Source organism: Hwanghaeella sp. LZ110, from assembly GCF_048892525.1.
GTDB lineage: Bacteria > Pseudomonadota > Alphaproteobacteria > UBA8366 > Aestuariispiraceae > Pacificispira.
Genome location: NZ_JBLZHT010000004.1, coordinates 129,570 through 150,507, shown reverse-complemented (window position 1 = coordinate 150,507; position 20,938 = coordinate 129,570). Strand labels below are relative to the sequence as shown.

At 56.1% G+C, this 20,938-nt stretch carries 20 protein-coding genes; 12 read left to right on the top strand and 8 right to left on the bottom strand.

Annotated features, from left to right (window positions below; translation table 11 throughout):
- Window positions 1–42 precede the first annotated feature (42 nt).
- Window positions 43–1,554, top strand: a complete 1,512-nt coding sequence (locus ACOSDM_RS09385) for a CHAD domain-containing protein (RefSeq protein ID WP_420724249.1) — start codon at window positions 43–45, stop codon at window positions 1,552–1,554.
- Between the two features lie 11 nt (window positions 1,555–1,565).
- Here ACOSDM_RS09385 and gcvA read toward each other — a convergent pair whose 3' ends face one another.
- Complete coding sequence (gene gcvA, locus ACOSDM_RS09380) at window positions 1,566–2,483, bottom strand: transcriptional regulator GcvA (protein ID WP_420724248.1); 918 nt, start codon at window positions 2,481–2,483, stop codon at window positions 1,566–1,568.
- A gap of 149 nt (window positions 2,484–2,632) precedes the next feature.
- Here gcvA and ACOSDM_RS09375 point away from each other — a divergent pair, with 149 nt between their 5' ends.
- The 3 genes from ACOSDM_RS09375 to ACOSDM_RS09365 are packed head-to-tail and all read left to right on the top strand — an operon-like array spanning window position 2,633 to window position 3,851.
- Window positions 2,633–2,764: a hypothetical protein gene (locus tag ACOSDM_RS09375; protein WP_420724247.1), complete on the top strand. Its 132-nt coding sequence runs from the start codon at window positions 2,633–2,635 to the stop codon at window positions 2,762–2,764.
- On the top strand, window positions 2,765–3,439 hold the full coding sequence (locus ACOSDM_RS09370; protein WP_420724602.1) for a CmcJ/NvfI family oxidoreductase: 675 nt from the start codon (window positions 2,765–2,767) through the stop codon (window positions 3,437–3,439).
- A gap of 25 nt (window positions 3,440–3,464) precedes the next feature.
- Window positions 3,465–3,851 (top strand): GFA family protein, encoded by a 387-nt coding sequence (locus tag ACOSDM_RS09365; RefSeq protein WP_420724246.1) that lies wholly within the window; start codon window positions 3,465–3,467, stop codon window positions 3,849–3,851.
- On the opposite strand, the gene ACOSDM_RS09360 is transcribed toward ACOSDM_RS09365, so the two are convergent.
- Window positions 3,829–4,851: a lipid A deacylase LpxR family protein gene (locus tag ACOSDM_RS09360; protein ID WP_420724245.1), complete on the bottom strand. Its 1,023-nt coding sequence runs from the start codon at window positions 4,849–4,851 to the stop codon at window positions 3,829–3,831. The two genes, ACOSDM_RS09365 and ACOSDM_RS09360, sit on opposite strands and share 23 nt — an antisense overlap.
- A gap of 71 nt (window positions 4,852–4,922) precedes the next feature.
- Here ACOSDM_RS09360 and ACOSDM_RS09355 point away from each other — a divergent pair, with 71 nt between their 5' ends.
- The 3 genes from ACOSDM_RS09355 (at window position 4,923) to recO (ending at window position 9,317) form a co-directional block, all read left to right on the top strand.
- Complete coding sequence (locus ACOSDM_RS09355) at window positions 4,923–7,226, top strand: molybdopterin-dependent oxidoreductase (protein ID WP_420724244.1); 2,304 nt, start codon at window positions 4,923–4,925, stop codon at window positions 7,224–7,226.
- A 42-nt stretch (window positions 7,227–7,268) separates the two neighbouring features.
- Window positions 7,269–8,528 carry a hypothetical protein gene (locus ACOSDM_RS09350; RefSeq protein ID WP_420724243.1) on the top strand — a complete coding sequence of 420 codons (1,260 nt, stop codon included), beginning with the start codon at window positions 7,269–7,271 and terminating at the stop codon, window positions 8,526–8,528.
- Between the two features lie 63 nt (window positions 8,529–8,591).
- Window positions 8,592–9,317: a DNA repair protein RecO gene (gene recO, locus ACOSDM_RS09345; protein WP_420724242.1), complete on the top strand. Its 726-nt coding sequence runs from the start codon at window positions 8,592–8,594 to the stop codon at window positions 9,315–9,317.
- A gap of 63 nt (window positions 9,318–9,380) precedes the next feature.
- Here recO and ACOSDM_RS09340 read toward each other — a convergent pair whose 3' ends face one another.
- From ACOSDM_RS09340 to ACOSDM_RS09325, 4 genes are all read right to left on the bottom strand, one after another.
- Complete coding sequence (locus tag ACOSDM_RS09340) at window positions 9,381–9,551, bottom strand: hypothetical protein (RefSeq protein ID WP_420724241.1); 171 nt, start codon at window positions 9,549–9,551, stop codon at window positions 9,381–9,383.
- 94 nt (window positions 9,552–9,645) lie between these two features.
- Complete coding sequence (locus tag ACOSDM_RS09335) at window positions 9,646–10,638, bottom strand: threonine ammonia-lyase (RefSeq protein ID WP_420724240.1); 993 nt, start codon at window positions 10,636–10,638, stop codon at window positions 9,646–9,648.
- A gap of 21 nt (window positions 10,639–10,659) precedes the next feature.
- Complete coding sequence (locus ACOSDM_RS09330) at window positions 10,660–11,346, bottom strand: haloacid dehalogenase type II (protein ID WP_420724239.1); 687 nt, start codon at window positions 11,344–11,346, stop codon at window positions 10,660–10,662.
- Between the two features lie 5 nt (window positions 11,347–11,351).
- Window positions 11,352–13,337, bottom strand: a complete 1,986-nt coding sequence (locus ACOSDM_RS09325; RefSeq protein ID WP_420724238.1) for a lytic transglycosylase domain-containing protein — start codon at window positions 13,335–13,337, stop codon at window positions 11,352–11,354.
- A gap of 289 nt (window positions 13,338–13,626) precedes the next feature.
- Here ACOSDM_RS09325 and dapA point away from each other — a divergent pair, with 289 nt between their 5' ends.
- The 3 genes from dapA to ACOSDM_RS09310 all read left to right on the top strand — a co-directional run bounded on the left by dapA (window position 13,627) and on the right by ACOSDM_RS09310 (window position 15,999).
- The gene (gene dapA / locus ACOSDM_RS09320) at window positions 13,627–14,505 is read left to right on the top strand and encodes a 4-hydroxy-tetrahydrodipicolinate synthase (RefSeq protein WP_420724601.1); all 879 of its coding nucleotides are present in this window, start codon (window positions 13,627–13,629) and stop codon (window positions 14,503–14,505) included.
- 76 nt (window positions 14,506–14,581) lie between these two features.
- Window positions 14,582–15,073, top strand: a complete 492-nt coding sequence (gene smpB / locus ACOSDM_RS09315) for an SsrA-binding protein SmpB (protein ID WP_420724237.1) — start codon at window positions 14,582–14,584, stop codon at window positions 15,071–15,073.
- Between the two features lie 62 nt (window positions 15,074–15,135).
- Window positions 15,136–15,999, top strand: a complete 864-nt coding sequence (locus ACOSDM_RS09310) for a DMT family transporter (RefSeq protein WP_420724236.1) — start codon at window positions 15,136–15,138, stop codon at window positions 15,997–15,999.
- Here ACOSDM_RS09310 and ACOSDM_RS09305 read toward each other — a convergent pair.
- Both ACOSDM_RS09305 and ACOSDM_RS09300 read right to left on the bottom strand, forming a co-directional pair.
- Window positions 15,996–17,792, bottom strand: a complete 1,797-nt coding sequence (locus ACOSDM_RS09305; RefSeq protein WP_420724235.1) for an EAL domain-containing protein — start codon at window positions 17,790–17,792, stop codon at window positions 15,996–15,998. The genes ACOSDM_RS09310 and ACOSDM_RS09305 overlap by 4 nt on opposite strands.
- Window positions 17,793–17,919: 127 nt before the next feature.
- Complete coding sequence (locus ACOSDM_RS09300; RefSeq protein ID WP_420724234.1) at window positions 17,920–19,182, bottom strand: NAD(P)/FAD-dependent oxidoreductase; 1,263 nt, start codon at window positions 19,180–19,182, stop codon at window positions 17,920–17,922.
- A gap of 90 nt (window positions 19,183–19,272) precedes the next feature.
- Between ACOSDM_RS09300 and ACOSDM_RS09295 the strand changes: the two genes are divergently transcribed.
- Together ACOSDM_RS09295 and ACOSDM_RS09290 are read left to right on the top strand one after the other, a co-directional pair.
- Window positions 19,273–20,202 carry an aminotransferase class IV gene (locus ACOSDM_RS09295; RefSeq protein WP_420724233.1) on the top strand — a complete coding sequence of 310 codons (930 nt, stop codon included), beginning with the start codon at window positions 19,273–19,275 and terminating at the stop codon, window positions 20,200–20,202.
- Window positions 20,199–20,936 carry a hypothetical protein gene (locus ACOSDM_RS09290; protein ID WP_420724232.1) on the top strand — a complete coding sequence of 246 codons (738 nt, stop codon included), beginning with the start codon at window positions 20,199–20,201 and terminating at the stop codon, window positions 20,934–20,936. Before ACOSDM_RS09295 ends, ACOSDM_RS09290 begins: the two co-directional genes overlap by 4 nt.
- The last annotated feature ends 2 nt before the right edge of the window (window positions 20,937–20,938 follow it).

Below are 20,938 nucleotides of genomic sequence, written 5' to 3'. Positions count from 1 at the left end.
TATCTGTTTGAAACAAAGGTCGAGTTATATTCAATACGGAGCATGGCTGAAAGCGAGATTGAATTAAAACTGAGTTTGGCCCAAACGGAGGTCAGTCGATTCCGACGGGATACTGCTCTGCACCGTATGAAACGGGCACGGGCGGTATCCCGATCACTGTTGGCGGTGTATTTTGATACGCCGGACCTGTCTTTGCGCGCCCATAAAGCGGCATTGCGCATCCGCCAGGAAGGTGCAGATCGCATTCAGACCCTGAAAGTATCCGGCAAGGGCGCTGGGCTTCAGCATCGCACCGAATACAATGCCCCAACCATGGCACAGGAACCGGATTCATCCCTGATCGATGATCCAGTGATGCGCGAGGCGCTGATGGCGATGATCGGCGATGATCCGCTGGTTCCTGTCTTCACCACAGATATTCGACGGACGATATGGCTGTTGGATCTGCCGGGGGGGCCTGTGGAACTGGCGCTGGATTTGGGTCAGATCGAAAGCCAGGGGCGCGTTGATCCGGTCTGCGAGGTCGAACTGGAACTGAAGGGGGGCACGCCGCAGGACCTGTTGGATGTCGCGGCGGACCTGGGCGCGCGGTATGGCATGTCGGTTGCCATCGAAAGCAAAGCCCAGCGCGGCTACGCGCTGTTTCAACGATCCGAACCGACCATTCAGAAGGCAAATAAGCTGAAACTGGAGCCGCAGGAACCCGCCTGGCGGGCGGTGACCGGGATTATTGAGGAAGGCACCGCGCAACTGTTGGGCAACGAAGCCGCGGTGCTTGCCGGAACAGATATAGAGGGGGTGCATCAAGCGCGGGTTGCCGTGCGCCGGTTGAGGGCCGCCTTATCTGCCTTTCGTGACAGCATTCCGGATGACTTGCGCAAGCCTTTGAACAAGATGTTGCGGCGGCATCAACTGGCGCTGGGTCCCGCGCGGGACTGGGATGTCTTTCTGACGGAAACTTTGGCGCCGCTGGAATCCGATCATGGCAGTACGAAGTCTTTCAAGGCATTTCAGAAGCGGGTTCAAGTCGCGCGCACACGGGCCTATAAGAAGGCCCATAAGGCACTGCGCTCTGCGCGCTATGACCAGTTGAAGATGGCGCTGATCCGGTTTCCCTATCAACCGGAACCGCAGCATGCCCGGCATATATCAACGGAAACTGTGGCGAAAGAGCTTCTGGATCAGCGATTGTCTGCGGTTCTGGCTGCGGCGGGGCCGGATCCAAAGCAGTTGGATGATGTCGCCCTTCATGCCTTGCGTATTGACGTTAAGAAACTGCGTTATGCCATTGATTTTTTTGCAAGTCTTTACAATCCCAATGAGATAAAACCCTGGAAGGGCGCGTCCAAGGCTTTGCAGGAATGTCTGGGCGGGCTGAATGATGCTGTGGTTCATGCCGCCTTGTTGGATGCGATGGAAGCACCGGACATGCCGGTTCCAAAATCCATCCGTCGTGCGATTGAAAAAGGCAATACTGCAAAGATTGAGACCGGTAAGGCAGAGTTTGATGCCCGGTGGTCAGAGTTTCGGGTCCTGACACCATTTTGGGCCTGACGAAAACGGGCTTAGCCAGACGCTGAGTCCGGTCTGACTGCCTCGGCCAGGGCCCAATCCCTGAAAGCGATGACTTTCGGAACGGTCTCCGAACTTTTTGGATAGACGATGAAATGCCCGAATTCCGTTGGCATATTCAGGTCATTCCCAAAGGGCAGCACCAATCGCCCGGCTGCGATGTCTCCTTCCACCAGGGTCGATTGCGTCAGTGCAACGCCCAGCCCGTCAATCGCAGCCTGAACCAGCATGGCCTCGGAACTGAAGCGCAGCCCTCGATTGGGATCAATGGTTTTGATATGGGCGGCCTTCAACCAAAGCCGCCAGTTCGCCGCCGCTTCCCGTTCCATTCGCCATTCTGCATGCAGCAGGGTTTGGCCGACCAGATCCGCCGGTGTGGTCAAATGCCTAGCAAGGGCGGGGCTGCAGACCGGGACAGCATTTTCATCCAGAAAGGGAATCACCGTCAGGTCCGGATAATGTCCGGTCCCATAACGAATGGCGATGTCCACCCCATCGCGGTGAAAATCCGTGAATGTGTCCGTTGCATCGAACCGCAGGTCAATATCGGGATGCGCCTTCACGAAGCGTTCCAACCGGGGGATTAACCATTTCTCCGCCATTGTGGGATAGACACTGACCGTCAGCAGGCCGCTTTCCCGCTCAGCCATCAGACGCCGGTGTACCTCCCGAAAGGCGGCAAAACCCTCGCGCACCGACGGCAGGATCGCCGCACCAGCACTGGTCAGGGTCAGGCTGCGCGTCGTTCGGATGAATAGCGGCGTTCCATAATAGTCCTCCAACCCCCGAATTTGCTGGCTGATTGCCGCCGGAGTCACGAAAAGCTCCGCTGCCGCCCGAGAAAAGTTCAAATGTCGGGCCGCCGCCTCAAATCCGCGCAGGGACGCGATGGGGGGTAGAATATCGCTCATAGTGTATCTTAAACCTGAACTTAATAATCTTTCAACAAATCATCGTTTTAAACTCTGCGCATTTGATCCGATATTCAAACACAGAAGGGGATCGTTCCATTTAGCCGGTACCAGAACTCAGACTGGTTTGGCACATAGAGGAGTAAGAAATGACCCAATATCCTTTTACAACAGCGAAAATCAGTTTTGTTCCCGCCGGTATTCGGGCGCCAACAGCCACCTATCACGGCGATACGGGAGAAGCTGTCAGAAACTATGAACCGGAAATGAGAGAGGTTTAGATCGTTAATGGCCGCTTACAGCAAGATCGATATACGCTGGATCAGAACGGCTTTGAACTGGTGCATCAGCCAACGCAGCTTGGCCCGGTCACGGAGGATGCGGACCCGACCATCAAATCTGTCTATTATCCGGAAGTGACCGATATCCTGAAACAGAAGACCGGCGCGCGGGATGTTCTGATCTTTGACCATACGATCCGCATCACGGGCAATGCCAATGGACGCCTTCCGGTGCAAAGCGCCCATAATGACTATACGGAAACATCCGCCCCAAAGCGGGTACAGGATCTGCTGGGCGCGCAAGAGGCACAGCGCTGGTTATCGACCCGTGTGGCACAGGTGAACCTGTGGCGACCTCTGGTGGGCCCTGTGAAGGCGCTGCCTTTGGCTTTGCTGGATTCTCAGACTTTGGGGCCGGTCGACCTGCGGCCATCCGCGCTGATCTTTAAGGACCGCACCGGGCAGATTTACCATGTCAGTTACAGTACCGGTCAGCGTTGGACCTATTTTCCGAACATGTCGACAGAGGAAGCGATCCTGATTAAAGGATATGACTCTGACACGTCTGGCCGGGCCAGATTCACCCCGCATACGGCGTTTGTTGATCCGTCGACGCCAGACGGATCTGCGACGCGGCACAGTATCGAGGTCCGGGCGTTTCTGCGCTTCGATTGATCACTCTTAAACAGGGGGAATGCATATGAGTGAGAAACAGGTTCATTTCGGGGGATGTCTGTGCGGTGCCGTCCGCTACAGGGTGGACGGGCCGCTGCGGCCCGTTGTCGCCTGCCATTGCACGCAATGCCGTAAGACATCCGGTCATTTCGCCGCGATGACATCGGCTTCGCATGACAGCCTGACGATCCTGTCCGATGAAAGCCTGACCTGGTTCGACTCCTCACCCAAGGCCAGACGGGGATTCTGTTCCCGCTGTGGTGGGAATGTGTTCTGGCAGCCGCAGGGCGAAGAGCGCATGTCGATCACGGCCGGAAGCCTGGATATGCCAACCGGGCTGCGCCTGACGCATCACATCTTTACCGAAGATGCGGGGGATTATTACGATATCAGAACCGATATGAAACGCTGATCGCACCGAATTTGTCGATACTTTCCTGGGTTTTGTACTCCTTGGACCGGATAATATAGGTGTAGGTCAGGCGCCAATCATCATACTGCATCGCCAATCCGGCCTGCATATCACCAACCAGAATTTTCTTATCCACCCTGGGGCTGTCCTTGAATGTGTTTCCATCCAGGAAGATGTTGCGTGCGACCGCGCGCCCGCCAATGCTGGCAAATGTGTACCAGTTGAAACCGTCCGCTTCCCGCACATAGGCACTGCCGGGCAGGCTGGGGCGGATTCTGGGCGGTCCAAGGTCGGTTGTCAGATCCTTACCCAGGCGGAAGGTGATGCCGCTGGACAGATATGTCGCGATGTTACCCAGGGCAAATCCCGCATTGGGCACGACATCCACATTCATGCCCAGCCCGACACCGCTTTCCCACCATTTGCGTTGATGTTCATAGACCAGACTGAATCCGGGCTCGTCCTTGATTTGGTTATCCCACCCACGCGGTTCCTGAAAGTCGAATGCGGCATGCCAATGGGTCTGGGTATATTCCGCGCCAGAGGACGGACCAACCACGCCCAGTTCCAACACCATGGCGTCGCTGCGGTCTGCATTTGGGGAAACCGCGATCAGGCCGCCGCTGACATACAGCCAGCCCGCATAGGGGCGGTCGTTGGGTCTGAGATTCGGGTCCGAAATATCATCTGGTGTATACATGTTCTGACCCAGGCTGTAGGTCGCGCGCGCCCGCGCACCATTGGGCCAAAATGGAATCAGCCGCGCCATAAAGGACACGGGTTCATTTTCCAGTGGGACATATTCCTTGGTCGTATAGGTGATCTTGATGCCATTGGTGAAATGGCGATCCGTGCCGGCGCCAAACAGATCGTTTTCCAGCATCAGGCTTAATGTGCCCTTGTCATCGGGCATATCCTGCGCCACCGCCGATGGCCCGTCGCACAAGGAAACAGCCATAATTGTACCGGCAACAGCCCAGTATTTTAGCGCAGTTCGCATAAATCTCTTTTCCCAAACCCTCAGGGGCCCCTACATTGGAAGTCCAACACATCAGAAAGTGCATTGATACGATGAAACTAACAACAGCTAATCATTGGGGCAGCTATGTGGCGGAGTTGCGGCAGGGTCAAGTCGACTCTCTTTCTCCGTTGGTTTCGGGCGATGACGTGTCCGATATGTCAGCCTCCATTCTGGATACATTGGATGGAAAATCCCGCATTCGGCGACCGGCGATTCGGGAAAGCTGGCTGAAAGGGGGGCCCGGCACGGACGGTCATCTGCGCGGCGCAGACCGATTTATAGAGGTTGAATGGGACCAAGCGCTGGACCTGTTGGCCGGTGAAATCACACGGATACGCGGCACTCATGGCAATCAGGCGATCTATGCAGGGTCTTATGGCTGGGCCAGCGCCGGGCGGTTCCACCATGCGCAAAGTCAGATCCATCGATTCTATAATATGGCGGGCGGGTACACGAAATCGGTCAATGCCTATTCTTTCGCTGCGGGGGAGGTCATTCTGCCGCATATTCTGACGGATTTGCGCAGCACTATGTATGATGCGCCCAGCTGGTATGAAATCGCGGAACATACGGATCTGATGCTGGCCTTCGGTGGTTTGGCCCTGAAAAACACCCAGATTCAAAATGGTGGATTGGGCCAGCATACCGCGCGGGACTGGATGGCGAAACTGGGCGCGGGGAAGGGGCAATTCATCGGCATCAGCCCGATCCGCGATGATATGACACCGGAATTACAGGCTGAATGGATGCCCATTCGCCCCAATACCGACACGGCATTGATGATGGCGTTGGCCTATTGCCTGGATCAGGCCGGTAAGGTCGATACAGCCTTTCTGGCACGCTATACAACAGGATATGACGCATTTCGCCCCTATTTGCTGGGGGAAAACGACGGTGTGCCTAAGACCCCGGCATGGGCGGCACAGATCACGGGTATTCCTGAAGCAGACATTACCGCGCTGGCGGATCGAATGACCCGGGGGCGTGTCCTGATATCGCTGTCCTGGTCCTTACAGCGTGCGGATCATGGGGAACAATCCTATTGGATGGGCGTTGTTCTAGCGGCGATGTTGGGCCAGATCGGCCTACCGGGCGGCGGCATCGCCATTGGCCTGGCGGGAGAACATGGCAATGGTAATCCTGACCCGCAATTGCGCTGGGCTGCGGTGCCTACTGGCCGCAATCCGATCGATAGTTTTATCCCCGTGGCGCGCATTTCCGACATGCTGCTGAATCCAGGGGCAGAATTCGACTACAATGGCAAGCGCCTGACCTATCCTGATATCCGTATGGTTCATTGGGCAGGGGGCAATCCGTTCCATCATCACCAGGACCTAAATCGTCTGCGCAAAGCCTGGGCCAAGCCCGAAACCGTCGTAGTGCAGGAGATTTTCTGGACACCTGCGGCCCGTCATGCCGACATTGTTTTGCCCGTAACCACCGTGATGGAGCGCAATGACATCGCTGTTGCGCAATTGGATGGCTGGGCGGTTGCCATGAAGAAGCTGGTGGCGCCTGTTGGTCAGGCGCGCAATGATCATGACATCATGGCCGATGTCGCGGATCGACTGGGCTTTAAGGCACAATTTACTGAGGATCGCAGCGAAATGGACTGGTTGCGCGATATCTGGGATCGCAGCCGCCAGGAGGCCGGTCGGGTCGGGCGCGAATTGCCCTCCTTTGATGATTTCTGGAAGGCGGGACATCTGCATCTGGAAGGCGGGCCCGAAACGCGCTGTTTCCTGGGGGAGTTTCGCAAGGACCCGATTGCCAATCGATTGAAGACCCCGACGGGTAAGATTGAGATATTCTCTAAGACAATCGCTGATTTCGGGTATGCGGAGATTGCCGGGCATCCAACCTGGACCGAACCGTATGAATGGCTGGGGGGCGCCGCGATTGAACAAACCCCGCTGCATCTGATATCCAACCAGCCAAAATCACGCCTGCATAGCCAGTTGGATCCAGGCCGGGGCAGCGTTAAAACCAAGATTCAGGGGCGGGAACCGATGCGGATGAATCCGCGGGATGCGAAGGCGCGCGGTTTGCAGGACGGTGCCTTGGTGCGGGTGTTTAATGCCCGTGGGTCCTGTCTGGCCGGGATATTCCTGGATGAAGCCATCATGCCAGGCGTGGTCCAACTGGCGACCGGGGCGTGGTATGACCCGGAAGCGCCGGAGCGGGATGGGAGCCTGGATCGCCATGGCAATCCAAATGTCCTGACGGCGGACCGGGGAACATCCCGCTTGTCTCAGGGCCCCAGCGCTCATACATGTTTGGTACAGGTGGAGGCCGTCCTGGGCGACACGCCTGAGATGAAGGCCTTTGACCAACCTGCATTCGCTTCGGGCTGATATGTCGTTGGATTTTTGACCAAAGATGGGGTCTAAGCGGTCATGGCCGTTCAGTACAAAAGTTTCAAGGATCGCGGCGTATATGTCGGGTTTCACGGGCGCACCATAGAGATGCTGCGCTGTCGGGCCCCGCGTGATCCCATGCTGGATGATTTTGAAGCCATCGTTCCCAATTTCGGCGGCGTTGATTTAGGGCGTGTTTCCAATGATCTGGTGATGCCTTTCGGCGATGTTCCGGGATGGACTGATCTGGTCGGGCGCGACGCCTTGCTGCATGAACGTGTGGCCCAATCTTATTTTGAGCGGGAAGGGCATTTGGACCCGATCACGGTGCGCGATATGCGCCTGGAGGCGGACCTGGAAGCCGGGGATGAGCGGGACAAACGACTGGCGGAAAATGAAATCGCGATCAGCCGGACTGATTCACAAAGCGCGTTTCTGGAAATTCTGGCGATGTTTGGCCGGAAATATGCGGAAACGAACGGGCAGACGGATTTGCGCAATGTGAACCGCCCCGTTCTGATGTCCCTGAGTGATGATAACCCCAAGGATATGGTACGTCTGGTTCGCATTATTGTCGGGTCGGTCGTCAATGGTGCATCGATTTCGCGGGAGGAATTGCAGAAGCGGCTGGATACGCTCAGCGATTATGCTGCCCCGATCTGTTCCCTGGTCACCAATGACCAGACACGCGCGGTGGGTTTTCTGAGCCGTCAAATGACCCTGCTGGAGCAGTTGCACCAAGGCGTTGCTGCGTATTGCAGCACCCAGCGTCCCGATGAAGTTATGGAAGCGGCGCGGATTATTGATTTCAATCTGAATACCTTCATCCAATACAGTCTGGATCGGGCCCAGGCGATCAAATCGGCTGTTCTGGACGATGATTACTATCTGAATGATAAGAAATACGAAAGTTTGCTGGCGTTGATCCGCGAAGAACGGATCAAGATCTCCTTCGCCCTGGATGGTTGGGCGGGGCATGCCACGCGCTGGCTCAGCGTGGCGGAGGATGATATTCCCGCCCGAAATGCGGTGCTGACCTTTATCCTGCGTCAAATGCCCGCCCCGCCGCAGGAATTGGATGATTTTGTCGAGCGCCGATTTGGCTCAGAAAATCTGATGACGATGCGCGGACGCGTCGTGAAGGAAATGCATTCCTGGATGGATGATAAGCTGGACCAGGAAATTTATCGCCGCGTGATACAGGGGCGGTCGGATGTGACATCGGGAAAGAAGGCGGGTCTGGGCGCGCGAGATGTTACACAGGCGGTGAAACAGGCAATCGCCACCACAAAGGATTAGGCTGCATGCCTGCCTTTTCCGTATAGTTCTATAGCCGGATCAACAGACAAGTGAGCGCCGGGAATGATTGAGTGGCAGGATGAGGCGATTCTACTTTCGGCCCGTCGCCACGGGGAGAACGCGCTTGTCCTGTCCGTATTGACCGAACATCACGGCCGCCATGCCGGCCTGGTGCGGGGCGGACAGTCCCGCAAATTGAAGGGCGTATTACAGCCGGGCAATCGCCTGGCCGTGTCCTGGCGCGCACGGCTTGAGGAACATCTGGGCACCCTGACAGTGGAGCCGGTGCACGGCTATTCCGCGCTGTTGATGCAGGATTCCGGGCGCTTGCTGGCGATGGGGTCGGCTCTTTCGATGGTGGAATCCGCCCTGCCGGAGCGGGAGCCGCATCCGGGCCTGTTTCACAGCCTGGATGCCCTGATGGTCGCCCTGGACAGCGCCAATTGGGCGGAGACATATATTAGGTGGGAAGTCGGCTTCCTGTCTGAATTGGGATTTGGATTGGATTTATCCAGTTGTGCCGCAACCGGTGATACAGAAGATTTGCGCTATGTCAGCCCGAAAACCGGTCGCGCTGTCTCTGCCCAGGCGGGGGAGCCCTATCATGATAAACTGCTGGCCTTGCCCAGTTTTATGACCGGGCTTGGCAATGCGGGGCCGGATGCCTTGGCGTCGGCCATGAAGACAACGGGATATTTTCTGAATAGACATGTCTTTGATGTTCTGGGAAAGCCTGCCCCTGATATGAGAACCCGTTTGCTTGCCCGGTTTTCGGCTGGAAAGTCTTGATCTAAAATGGAAAAAGCCGCCCTGATGCAGGGCGGCTTTCCCAAAGCGGAAACCCATTGCGGGTCAGCTTTTACCTTGTGTTGCGGGGGTTGAGGTACCACCGGTTTCCATAACCGTCGTGTCACCCTTCTTCGCCTGATGGGATGTCGAGCATTCGGCCAGGGCCGCACCCGAAATCGCCGATCCGAACATAAGGATCGAAGCCACCGCTAGAGTTTTCATGCTTTTAGACACGGGATCACCTCCTTTCGCTAATTGAACCTGTTAAAAATAGTACACCGAATTGAAACGGGTTCAAGGGACATAAAGTAGGGTTATTTCCAGCGTCTTAGGCTTCCAGGGCGGCCTGGAAGGTTGCGGGGTCGACATTGCCGCCGGACAGAACAGCCACAACCGGTTCATCACCCGGCGGCAGCTTGCCAGACAGAATAGATGCCAGCGCCACGGCCCCGCCCGGTTCCACCACCAGTTTCAGGTCCAGGAAGGCGGTGCGCATCGCGGCCTGGGCTTCTGCATCCGTAACACTCAGCCCCCCGCTCAATAGGGCTTGGTTCAGGGCAAAGGTAATGACACCCGGTGTTGGCGTCAGCAGGGCATCACAAATGGATCGGGCATTGGGCGACACGCTTTGTCGCTCGCCGCTGGCCAGAGAGCGCGCTGTATCGTCGAAATCTGACGGTTCCGCGCTGTAGACCGGAACATCCGGACACAGATTTGACAGGGCCAGTGCCGCCCCGGAAATCAGGCCGCCACCGCCACAGGGCAGCACCACGGCGCAAGGTTTGACACCAATTGCGTCCAATTGTTCGGCAATCTCTACCCCCACCGTACCTTGTCCGGCGATGACAAGAGGGTCGTCATAGGGGGGCACAATCGCGGCGCCGCGAGATTTAGCGATGGATTGGGCCAAGGCTTCCCGGTTTTCTGTGAACCGGTCGTATAGTTGAATTTCTGCCCCCCAGGCCGCCGTATTGGCGCGTTTGATCGCGGGTGCATCCGACGGCATGACAATCAGGGCCGGAATGCCCGCATAATGCGCAGCAGCGGCGACGCCCTGGGCATGATTGCCGCTGGAATAGGCGACAACGCCACCGGTCTTTACGCTGTCACCCAGCGCCAGAATCTTATTGCTGGCGCCGCGAAATTTGAACGACCCGGTGCGCTGCAGGCATTCCGGCTTTACCAGAATGCGCCGACCCATGCGCTGGTTCAACAGGGGGGATTCCAGCAGGGGGGTCCGAATGGTGCGCCCCTTCAGTCGCTCTACCGCTGCTGTGATATCTGCAAAGACAGGCAATTCAGGGGTAAAGATGTCTGGCATTCCGGGCTTCCTAATCAGGGGTCAAAGAGAAATCAAATCCGGCAAGGTTTCAAGGCTTGTCAGCACGGCCTTAGGCGCGCCTTCCAGCCGTTCCCAGGGCTTTCCGAACCGGTTGATCCAGACAACCTGAAAACCGTAATGCGCCGCCGCTGCCGCATCCCATCCATTAGAGGACATGAACGCAACAGAGGATCGATCCGATAAGCGAAAATGATCTGTTACCAATTTATAAACGCTTGGGTCGGGCTTGAAAACGCCAACGCTTTCGACGGATAAAACAGCGTCCAGTCGGTCCCCAATACCCGCAGACCCAACCGCGCCCTCCAACATATCCATAGACCCATTGGATAGGATCGCGGTTTTCAACCCCATTTGCTTTAACTGTCCCAGCATCGCAGGCACTTCTGGATAGGCGGCAAGATTGAAGTATAGATCCAACAGCCTCTGGCGCAGGTCCGCCCGATCGGACAGTCCCGTTTCCTCCATCGCATAGTCCAGGCCGTTTTGAGTGATTTCCCAGAACGGCTTATACGCGGGCATCAGGCTGCGCAGCCAGGTATATTCCAATTGCTTGGTCCGCCATGTCGCGGAAAGCTGATCTGCCTTGGGACCAATTTCCTGCTTTAAGGTCGCGGCGGCTGCGTGCACATCAAACAGTGTGCCATAGGCATCAAAAACACAGGCTTTTATACCGGTTAAGTGTGTCATGGCTGTTATCCTGTTTCGGCTGTCATGCTGATGGGAACAGACCGTCCCGCCGCCCGTTGGCGATACACATTGATGTTTTCCAAAACCCGCTGGACATAGTTGCGGGTTTCAGGGAAGGGGATGGATTCCATCCAGTCGATGATTTCCTCAAAATCCATGCTGCGGGGGTCGCCAAAGCGTCTGGACCATTCCACGACCCGGCTTGGTCCGGCATTATAGCCAGCAAAGGCCATTGGCAGCATGCCATCAAACTTTTGCAACAGGTCCTTTAGATATGCACTGCCCAGGCGGACATTGTAATCCATATCTCCGGTCAGGGCGGCTTTGTCATAGCGCAATTTTTCCCATCCGGAGACGACCTTAGCCGTGCCCGGCATTAATTGCATCAGGCCCAATGCGCCCGCACTGCTGACGGCATCGATATCAAAGCCGCTTTCCTGGCGGATCAGGCCATGCACGATTGTCAGGTCGGAAAGTTGGCTGGCTTTGAACGGCAGGATCGGATAGCCGGCCAGTGTCACAACCTCTGTCTTGATCGCCTGGCGAGAGGCAAAGACAGCAAGGTCCAGACGGTCCATATCAGCGGCCAGTTCGGATGTCAGGGTCAAATAGGCTGGATCATTATACTGGCGGGACAGATGCGCGATTAAGGTGCGCACGGTATCATCTGCGCCCAATTCCCCCAGCATCCGCACCAACCGGGTCAGTTCCGCTTCTTCATAGACGCGGCGATGATCGGGCGTGATATGCGGGTCGGTTGCAATGACGGTCTGCATTGCGGGGGGCAGTTTCATCGCGGCGACCTGGCCGTAGAAACTGGTCGGGTGCTGGGCCGCGACACTGTACCATTGTTGCGATATTTCAGCTTTTCCAGCCGCTTCAGCCGCGCGGCCCGCCCAATAGGCTGCCCGGGATCGGCTGACGGGATATCCAACATTGTTATACATATCGCGAAAATGTGGGAAGGCCTTTTCCGGATCATTCAGAAAACGCAACGCTACCCAGCCCGAAAACCATTCCGCCTCCGCAAAATCTGCTCCGTCGGGGACACGGTGTTGGCTGGCGATTGTATAGGCCAGTTCGGCGTTTCCGGCTTCCAGCATATCGCGGGATAGGATCGCGCGTTCGGTCCACCACATTTCAGGGTGGCTGGTCTGCATATCGGGCCAAGCCAGAAGCTCTATCGCATCGGCGTCCCGTCCTTTGCGGCGGCGCCAGCGCAGGCGCTCAAAAGTAAGGCCGGGGTCATTTGCTAAATTTGGGGGGACCCGTCCAACAGCGGCATCCACACCGCCTGCCATTCGGGCCAGGCGCATCCGGGCGTCTGCCAATTGGCGATAACCATCGGGAACTCGCCGCATCTGGCGCCCCGCGGCCCCAAAATTGCCGTCCCATATCTGACGGTCCAGCCGGTAAATCTCGTCTTCCATGGGGACCAGTTTGCGGAATCGCTGGCGAAATTCATGCTCGTCGCTGCCGGACATATCCAGATCCCGCCAGGCGCGCTTAACCTCATTCTGAACCATGGCCGGAGTGCCTGTGCGTTCCAGCGCATTGATATACAGGAAAAAGCCATCCCCTGTGGAGGGTGGGTTTTCCCGAAACCAAGCGATGATAACCGGATCGGGCAGGGTGTTGGTCATGGCGCGTTCCGCCAGACTGTTTAATCTGTCCAGGCGCGGCCAGGATGGATTGTCGGCAATGAATTTTGTGATTTCGTTAAAGTCGGCCTTTGAATCGCTGCTTTGCAGATACAGCCATTCGATGGCTTTCGCAGGCAGTTTCTCCATCGCGCGCCCGGCATGGTTCAGGGCGACATCCCAGCGCCCTGCATCCAACGCCCGGAACGCAATTTCATATTGTTTTTTATCGCTGGGGTTTAACAGGTCAGCATGACTGGTCGATGATAAGGAAATCAGCACCATTACCGTGCCACAAAGGGCGGCAACCAAGGGGCGCGACAGTCGGCAGGAAAGGCGTATTAAGAGCATTCTGTTAAGCGCTCCGGTCAATCAGGTGTTTTTGGCGTTAGCGGATTGTTGCCTCACTGGCGGCACACTTTCTTAAAAGCCCGCATGGTCTTGCCATGGAAAGAGTATCGGTTGCTTCGCGCGCGCGTGCAACAGGCGAAACTTGGTTTTCTGGAACACTCGCCAGGATGTGATCTGGTTTCTGGCTTGTTGCTGCGGGCAACCTTATGGTAACAACCCGGTCACTTTCGGCGCCGGAGTCTTCGGCGACCGGTTTTTACAAGACCAAGGAGTATGGGACATGCCTGCGATGTTTCGCGGATCGATGACGGCGCTGATCACGCCGATGCACGAGGATGGGTCGGTTGATGAAGCCGCCTTCGCGAAATTCGTGCAATGGCAGATCGATGAGGGCACCGATGGCGTGATACCCGTCGGCACGACCGGGGAGTCGCCAACACTGTCCCATGAAGAACACCGCCGCGTGATCGATATCGCCATTGAAGTGGCCGGCGGTAAGGTGCCGGTGATTGCTGGGACGGGATCAAACAATACGCGCGAAGCAATCAGCCTGACGCATCATGCGAAAGAGGCTGGTGCCGATGCGGCGCTGGTGGTAACGCCCTATTACAATAAGCCCACGCAAGACGGCCTGTATGCGCATTACGCAGCGATTGCCTCTGCGGTTGATATCCCGATCATCATTTACAATATACCGGGTCGCAGCGTGATTGATATGTCGGTTGCGACAATGGCCCGCCTGGCGCAGGATTTTGACACCATCATCGGCGTTAAGGATGCGTCCAACGATTTGGCGCGCCCCCTGGCGACGCGGCTGGCAATTGGTCCTGACTTTGCGCAATTGTCTGGTGAAGACGCAACGATTGGGGCATTCCTGGCCCAGGGTGGACATGGATGCATTTCGGTGTCTTCCAATGTCGCCCCCAAGCTGTGTGCACAGTTGCATGACAGCTGGCAGCAGAAGGACTGGGACAGCTTTGAACGGGCACGCGACACGCTGATGCCGATCCATGGCGCGATGTTCTGTCAGTCGTCCCCGGCACCGGCCAAGTTTGGGGCCCATCTGTTGGGCCTGTCGGGGGAAACGGTTCGTCTGCCGCTGGTTTCGGCAACGACGGAAACGAAAGCGATTGTGACCGCAGCGATGAAAAGCGCTGGTTTGATTTAGGCGTGTTTGACTTGATGGATGAAAGGAAAATTGCATCCCCCGAAGGGAAGACCATAGAGGGTGCAATGATGAGATCATGGCTGGGAAGGATAAAAAGAAAAAGCATATGATGGCCACGGGGACAATCGCCGTGAACCGTCGCGCACGCCATGATTATGCCATTGAAGAAGAATATGAGGCAGGGATCGTCCTGACCGGAACCGAAGTGAAATCGTTGCGGTTGGGGACTGTGAACCTGTCAGATGCCTATGCCGCGCCCAAGGGCGGCGGTGTTTATCTGCACAATCTGCATATTGGCGAATATTCGCACGCCCCGATGCGCGCACAGCATGAGCCAAAGCGCATTCGCACCCTGTTATTGCATCGTAAAGAGATGTCAAAATTGATGGGGTCGGTGCAGCGGGAAGGGCTGACCTTGATCCCCCTGCGTATGTATTTCAACAATCGGGGATTGGCGAAAATTGCGCTGGGCCTTGGGCGCGGTAAGCGTGAATATGATAAGCGCCAGGATATAAAACAGCGGGACTGGAACCGCCGCAAGGCGACGATCCTGCGCAATGAAGGCTAGGGACGGCTCCTTCGGGGAAGGCAGTTGGCCGTGTTACGTGGCTGGGGGGAGTGATTGCGTCTATGTCGGGTGTCGCGCTGTGCCTGCTTTCCGCAGGGCTGTTGGGAATCCAGATTCCACTTGCTAAATTATCTTACATGGATGGGGCTGATCCCATCGCCCTGGCGATGTTGCGCTGCATTGGTGCGGCGCTGCCCTTCCTGATCTGGGCGAAGGTGAAGGGGATATCCCTGGCGGTTCCCAGAGATGCCTGGCCCGGTCTATTGACCATTGCTGGCGCTACAACGGCGATTTCCTATGGATATCTGGGCGCGCTGGGGCGTATCCCGGCCAGTTTGACGGCTCTTCTGTTCTATCTGTATCCCCTGATCGTGCTTGTGATTGCCGCCATTCACGCGCGGGAGCTTCCGGGAATTCGTCGCTTGGGTATTTTTACACTGGCCTTTGCAGGGCTTGCCCTGGTGTTCGGACCGACCTTGCAGGATCTTGATCCAATCGGTGTGGGGCTGGGCCTGTTGGCAGCTGTTGGGGCGGCGGTGTATTTCTTCGTCGTTCCCCCTTTGACGAAACGGGTCTCTTCCTTATTGCTGATGGGGTGGTCGAATGCCCTGGTTGGCCTGCTGTTCATCCCAGGCATGTTGCTGTTGGATGGCGGCTTTCCGCAGCAGATCGGGGGATGGTCGGCGTTTTGGGCTGCTGCGACCGTATACGCGATTGGCATGGCCTTGACCTATCCGGCCCTGGCGCGGACGGGGTCGGTAAAAGCGGCGATGTTGTATAATTTTGAGCCTCTGACGATTATCGTCCTGTCGGCGCTGTTGTTAGGCGACGTCATGACCACCATTCAATATGTTGGTGGCGCGGCCGTATTGATTTCTCTGGTCCTGGCCAGCGCGCGCAGTGCAGAGGATGTTCTGCCGGATTAGCGGTCCTCTTCGGCGCTGCGGTCGACAATATCCAGGGATATGGCGGTTTCCATTTGTTTTGCTGCCTTCTTTCCTTTGGCAATGACATCAAACAGTTGATCCGGCTCAATCCGGTGCGCCCCCCGGGTCAAGTGGACAATCGCAGCGGCACAGCTCAACAGGCCAAAACTCCGCATCTGTCCGTGTCGGTCTTTTGCTTCCAATTTACCCGCAGTGCGATGTTCGGGCAGATACAACCCCTCAGCATCTGCTTTGAATTTTTCCAATACATGTTTAACAAACCTCTGGACGTCATCCTGAGGCAGATCCTTGAATCCAGCAAAAAAGTCATCCCCCCCCACATGCCCCAGAAATCCAGGAAGGGTCATGCTTTCAGCCTGCAAGATATCGGCAAACAGCGTGATCGCGCGGTCGCCCTGGCGGAAACCATAGCTATCGTTAAAAGGTTTGAAGTCATTGAAATCAAAATAAACAAAGGCCCAGTCTGATTCCGGGTGGTCCAGTCCTTTGGTCAGATAGTCTACGACTGAATTGTTTCCAGGAAGCTTGGTCAGTGGGTTTTGATCCCTCGCCATCGTCATGTTTTTTTCATTAACGATACGCAACAATGCATCTGCCGTCAGGAACCCGACATAGCAGAAATCTTCAGTGATGATGATCCCATCCTTGTCTTCGCCCGTGGCATAGATTTCCAGGATCTTTTCGACTTCGGTATTGATATCCACAATCGGACAGCGGGTCAGAAAATCCTTCAGGCCACGGCCAAGGGCGCGATTCTGTAAAAGTTCGCGCCCGTATTGAAGGTATATGAAGTCTTTCAGGTCGCCCTCGCGCACAATTCCCAGGGGCGATTGACCGTCCCCCAATACCGGAAAGACGGACTGGGTTTTGTTTTGCCGGAATTCTTCAAAAACCGTTGTCATGTCATTGTGGATTGAAAGCGCCTGCAACGGTTTTATGAAATCCCGGATCAGAAATTCATCCGTTCCCCTTTGTCGGCGGTCACGCGCATTTGTCTCTGCCACAATCGGATAGGCGGCTTTCAGGGTATCGTGTTCTGTCGTCGGCCGCGCAATAAAATATCCCTGAACCAGATCACATCCAATGCTCTTGCAGGCCAGGAACTCACGTTCGGTCTCAACGCCTTCGGCCAGGACAATGACGCCCAGAACATGGGCCAAATTGACGATGGAGGAGACAAATAGCCGCTTTTTGGAATCATCCGCCAGGCCGGAAATGAAAAACCGATCAATTTTGATGAAATCCGGCTGATAGCCAAACAGCATTTGCACTTCCGAAAAGCCACGCCCGAAATCATCAATCGCCAGCTTGAAACCATATTCGGTACAAAGCTGCAGCGAATCCTCCAAATGCCTGACTGCCAGAAAGTCATTGGATTCTGACAATTCCATCACAAAGTTTTCAGGCGCAAGACTGTATTGTTCTAATAGTTTTGACGTTTCGTGCGGTTGGTAATCCCGGCTGTCCAAACAGCGGTTATCGATGTTAAAGAACAGCTTGCTGCCGTGACAGGCTTCCGTTTGCGAGAATTGGGCAATGGCCATGCGCCGTAGAATGATATCAAGGCGGTTCAGCAAACCCTTGTTCCAGGCATGATCAAATAAGCTGGATATGGTTTTATAGCCAAGCCTGTCGATGTTCCTGAGTAATGCCTCAAACCCGATGCAACGCCCGGTGTGAATATTGACGATTGGCTGAAAGGCAAATGTCACAGTTTGAGCCGTGGCACTTAGAAACGCGTCTTCTCGGCTTTTTAGGTCCAGTTCTGACATCTTGAAGCACCCGATCGCAAAAAATCCTTGATGCAAGACCGTATCGGGAAAGTCTAAACAATTTATTACCAAAACTTGGTGTTATAAAACTGTAACAAGCGGATGGGTGTTTTGAAGAAGATCGCCTTTATCGAAGTGGGCGATAGGCGCTAATGGGGATATTTTCTGACAAACCCGCCTGCGTCCACAAATCCACGGCGACCTGGGCTGAAATTGCAGATAGGGTCAGGCCAAGATGGTTGTGACCGAAATTGAAGAAGCCGCGCGGCGTTGCCGGGGCAACACCCAGCACAGGTAAGGAATCCGGGGTTGCGGGACGATGTCCCATCCATCGATCCCGAACGGTTGAATTCAGTTGGGGCATCATTTCCATCGCCTTGGGTATCAACCGGTTCAGGCGCCGATAGCTAGGTTCCGCCGTCAACCCGTTGAATTCAGACTGCGTTGTCAGTCTGACCCCCTGTTCCATGGGACACAGGACCATGCTGTTTTCCACCCAGAAGGCCGGGCGGGTCGTGCATTTTTCCGGCCTGTCGAACATTGCGTGATAGCCGCGTTCCGCCACCAGCAAGGGGGCTGCCCCCAGGGCCTGTGCAAACCGTTTTGAAAAGGCCCCGGCACAAATCATCACCCGGTCTGGCTTGTGTTGGGTCACATTGGTTTTAACCGTAATGCGCCCATCCGGATCGACGGTCAGGTCTTCGATGGTTTCACGCAGGAATTTTGCACCTTGCGCCATCGCCTCTGTCGCGACGGCCTCAACCAGCCGCTGGGGGTTCACAGCAAACAGCCCGTCGGGCTGTAGCATGCCGCGCACAAAGATCGGGGCCAGATTGGGTTCTAACTGGCGAACTTCATCCTGACTGAGTATTTCCACCGGCGCACCGCGCCGCCGAAGAAAATCACGTTCCGGGGCGTGATTCTTAAAGCCGTCTTCGCTGGAATAGACTTTCAGCCAGCCAACATCGCGCAACAGCGTTTCGGCGGGCGTGCCGCGTATCAAATCTTTCCAGGCCGGGGCAGCGGAGCCGCTGAGCGCATACAGGGCCTTGGAATTTGCCTCGGCCCGGCTGGCGCTGCATTCCATCACAAAGCGCAGAAACCAGGGCAGGGACTTGATCAATTCTGCGGGGTGGATACTAAGCGGGCCGGTCGGGTCAACCAGCATGCCCGGCACCTGCCAGGGCAGGCCAGGCTGGGCAAGGGGGGAGGCGGAGGGAACAATTCCACCCGCATTGCCATAACTGGCCCCGGATCCAGGACCGGTCCGATCAATCACCGTGACCTTGAACCCGCGCCGCGCAAAGGCCAGGGCAGAGGTGCAGCCAACCGCGCCGGCACCTAATATCAGAAGGCTTTCACCGGGGCGGGCTGTCGGATCGTCGGTCATATTGCGGTCGCTTTGTCAGGGTGGTACGAGGATTAGGTGTAGGAATACGGAGCCTAGCAGAAACAAAATCAACTGGAAAAGAGATCATCGATGGAAACCGGAAGTCATGCCCATGGCGCGGATCCGCGAAATGAAACGGTAAAGATCTATGTTAGGGGCAAGATCGTGCCCCGCGCAGAAGCCACTGTTTCGGTTTTTGATTCAGGGTTCCTGCTGGGCGATGGAGTGTGGGAGGGGATACGCCTGCATAATGGCCGCCTGGCCTTCATCGACCGACATCTGGCGCGTTTGTATGAAGGTGCGAAGGCGATCGATATGGATATCGGGATGAGCCCCGATGCCTTGCACAGTGCCATTCTGGAAACCTGCCGCGTTAATGATATGGTGACCGGCGTTCATATCCGCCTTGTCGTCTCGCGCGGCATGAAGACCACCCCGTTTCAAAGCCCGCGTGCGAATATCGGTCCGGCGACCATCGTCATTATTCCAGAATACAAATCCCCAAACCCTGATGTTCTGAAGACCGGGTTGCGGCTGCATACGGTTCATATCCATCGCGGTGCGCCCGACGTGCAGGATCCGTCATGGAACTCCCTCAGCAAGCTGAACTGTATCGCGGCCTGCATTCAGGCGGAAAAGGCTGGCGCGGACGAGGCCCTGATGCTGGACCCCCAGGGCTTTGTCGCAACCTGCAATTCAACGCATTTCTTTATCGTGCGGGACGGGGAGGTCTGGACTTCGTCGGGCCAGTATTGTCTGGCGGGAATCACACGTGGCAATGTTCTGCGCGTCGCAACAGAATTGGGCATTCCAGCGCGGGAGACGACATTCCCTCTGACCAAAGTTTATTCCTCTGACGAGGCCTTTGTGACCGGTACTTTTGCTGGTCTGATCCCCGTGCGGGAAGTGGACGGCCGGAAAATCGGGTCTGGCGGTTTGGGGCCGGTTACCCAGCGCCTCAGACAGGGCTATTATGCCCTTATCGAGCGGGAATGCCCGTCAGGAGAGATTTCGGTATGAGCCAGGGGTTGCGCATCGCCATGTGGTCCGGGCCGCGCAACATCTCTACGGCCATGATGCGCAGCTTTGAAAACCGCGCGGATTGCACGGTCACGGACGAGCCCTTTTATGGCTGTTACCTGTCGCGCACGGGGATTGATCATCCCATGGCGGCAGACGTGATGGCCGATATGGACTGTGATTTCGCCCGCATCGCCCGGACACTGGCGGGACCTGTCCCAGGAGGCGCAGCAATCTGGTACCAGAAGCATATGAGCCTGCATATGTTACCTGGGGATGATCTGTCCTGGTCGGATGATATGGTCCACTGCTTTTTGATCCGCGATCCTGACGCAATGGTCGCCTCTTATACTCAGAAGCGTGAAACACCGAGTGTTGCGGATTTCGGTTTTGAACGGCTGTGGCAGCTTTTCGAACAGGTATCCAGCCGATCTGGCAATGTGCCACCGGTTCTGGATGCGAAGGATGTCCTGTCCGATCCGAAACGAAATTTGACCGCCCTTTGTAAAGCGATTGGCATCGCTTTTGATCCCGCCATGCTATCCTGGCCGCCGGGGCGCCGTGACAGTGATGGGATCTGGGCCCCCGTCTGGTATCAGTCGGTGGAACAATCGACAGGCTTCCTGCCCTATCAGCCCAAACCCGTCAGCCTGTCGCTCGCCTTGCAGGCAATTGCGGATGAATGTCGACCCTATTATGACCGAATGGCCGCCCATCGATTGATACAGGATTAGAT

Excerpts from the sequence above, each read along its gene's own strand:
- ACOSDM_RS09385 (WP_420724249.1), top strand. The coding sequence starts at position 43 with ATGGCTGAAAGCGAGATTGAATTAAAACTGAGTTTGGCCCAAACGGAG.
- gcvA (WP_420724248.1), bottom strand. The coding sequence starts at position 2,483 with ATGAGCGATATTCTACCCCCCATCGCGTCCCTGCGCGGATTTGAGGCG.
- ACOSDM_RS09375 (WP_420724247.1), top strand. The coding sequence starts at position 2,633 with ATGACCCAATATCCTTTTACAACAGCGAAAATCAGTTTTGTTCCCGCC.
- ACOSDM_RS09365 (WP_420724246.1), top strand. The coding sequence starts at position 3,465 with ATGAGTGAGAAACAGGTTCATTTCGGGGGATGTCTGTGCGGTGCCGTC.
- ACOSDM_RS09360 (WP_420724245.1), bottom strand. The coding sequence starts at position 4,851 with ATGCGAACTGCGCTAAAATACTGGGCTGTTGCCGGTACAATTATGGCT.
- ACOSDM_RS09355 (WP_420724244.1), top strand. The coding sequence starts at position 4,923 with ATGAAACTAACAACAGCTAATCATTGGGGCAGCTATGTGGCGGAGTTG.
- ACOSDM_RS09350 (WP_420724243.1), top strand. The coding sequence starts at position 7,269 with ATGGCCGTTCAGTACAAAAGTTTCAAGGATCGCGGCGTATATGTCGGG.
- recO (WP_420724242.1), top strand. The coding sequence starts at position 8,592 with ATGATTGAGTGGCAGGATGAGGCGATTCTACTTTCGGCCCGTCGCCAC.
- ACOSDM_RS09335 (WP_420724240.1), bottom strand. The coding sequence starts at position 10,638 with ATGCCAGACATCTTTACCCCTGAATTGCCTGTCTTTGCAGATATCACA.
- ACOSDM_RS09330 (WP_420724239.1), bottom strand. The coding sequence starts at position 11,346 with ATGACACACTTAACCGGTATAAAAGCCTGTGTTTTTGATGCCTATGGC.
- ACOSDM_RS09325 (WP_420724238.1), bottom strand. The coding sequence starts at position 13,337 with ATGCTCTTAATACGCCTTTCCTGCCGACTGTCGCGCCCCTTGGTTGCC.
- dapA (WP_420724601.1), top strand. The coding sequence starts at position 13,627 with ATGTTTCGCGGATCGATGACGGCGCTGATCACGCCGATGCACGAGGAT.
- smpB (WP_420724237.1), top strand. The coding sequence starts at position 14,582 with ATGGCTGGGAAGGATAAAAAGAAAAAGCATATGATGGCCACGGGGACA.
- ACOSDM_RS09310 (WP_420724236.1), top strand. The coding sequence starts at position 15,136 with ATGTCGGGTGTCGCGCTGTGCCTGCTTTCCGCAGGGCTGTTGGGAATC.
- ACOSDM_RS09305 (WP_420724235.1), bottom strand. The coding sequence starts at position 17,792 with ATGTCAGAACTGGACCTAAAAAGCCGAGAAGACGCGTTTCTAAGTGCC.
- ACOSDM_RS09300 (WP_420724234.1), bottom strand. The coding sequence starts at position 19,182 with ATGACCGACGATCCGACAGCCCGCCCCGGTGAAAGCCTTCTGATATTA.
- ACOSDM_RS09295 (WP_420724233.1), top strand. The coding sequence starts at position 19,273 with ATGGAAACCGGAAGTCATGCCCATGGCGCGGATCCGCGAAATGAAACG.
- ACOSDM_RS09290 (WP_420724232.1), top strand. The coding sequence starts at position 20,199 with ATGAGCCAGGGGTTGCGCATCGCCATGTGGTCCGGGCCGCGCAACATC.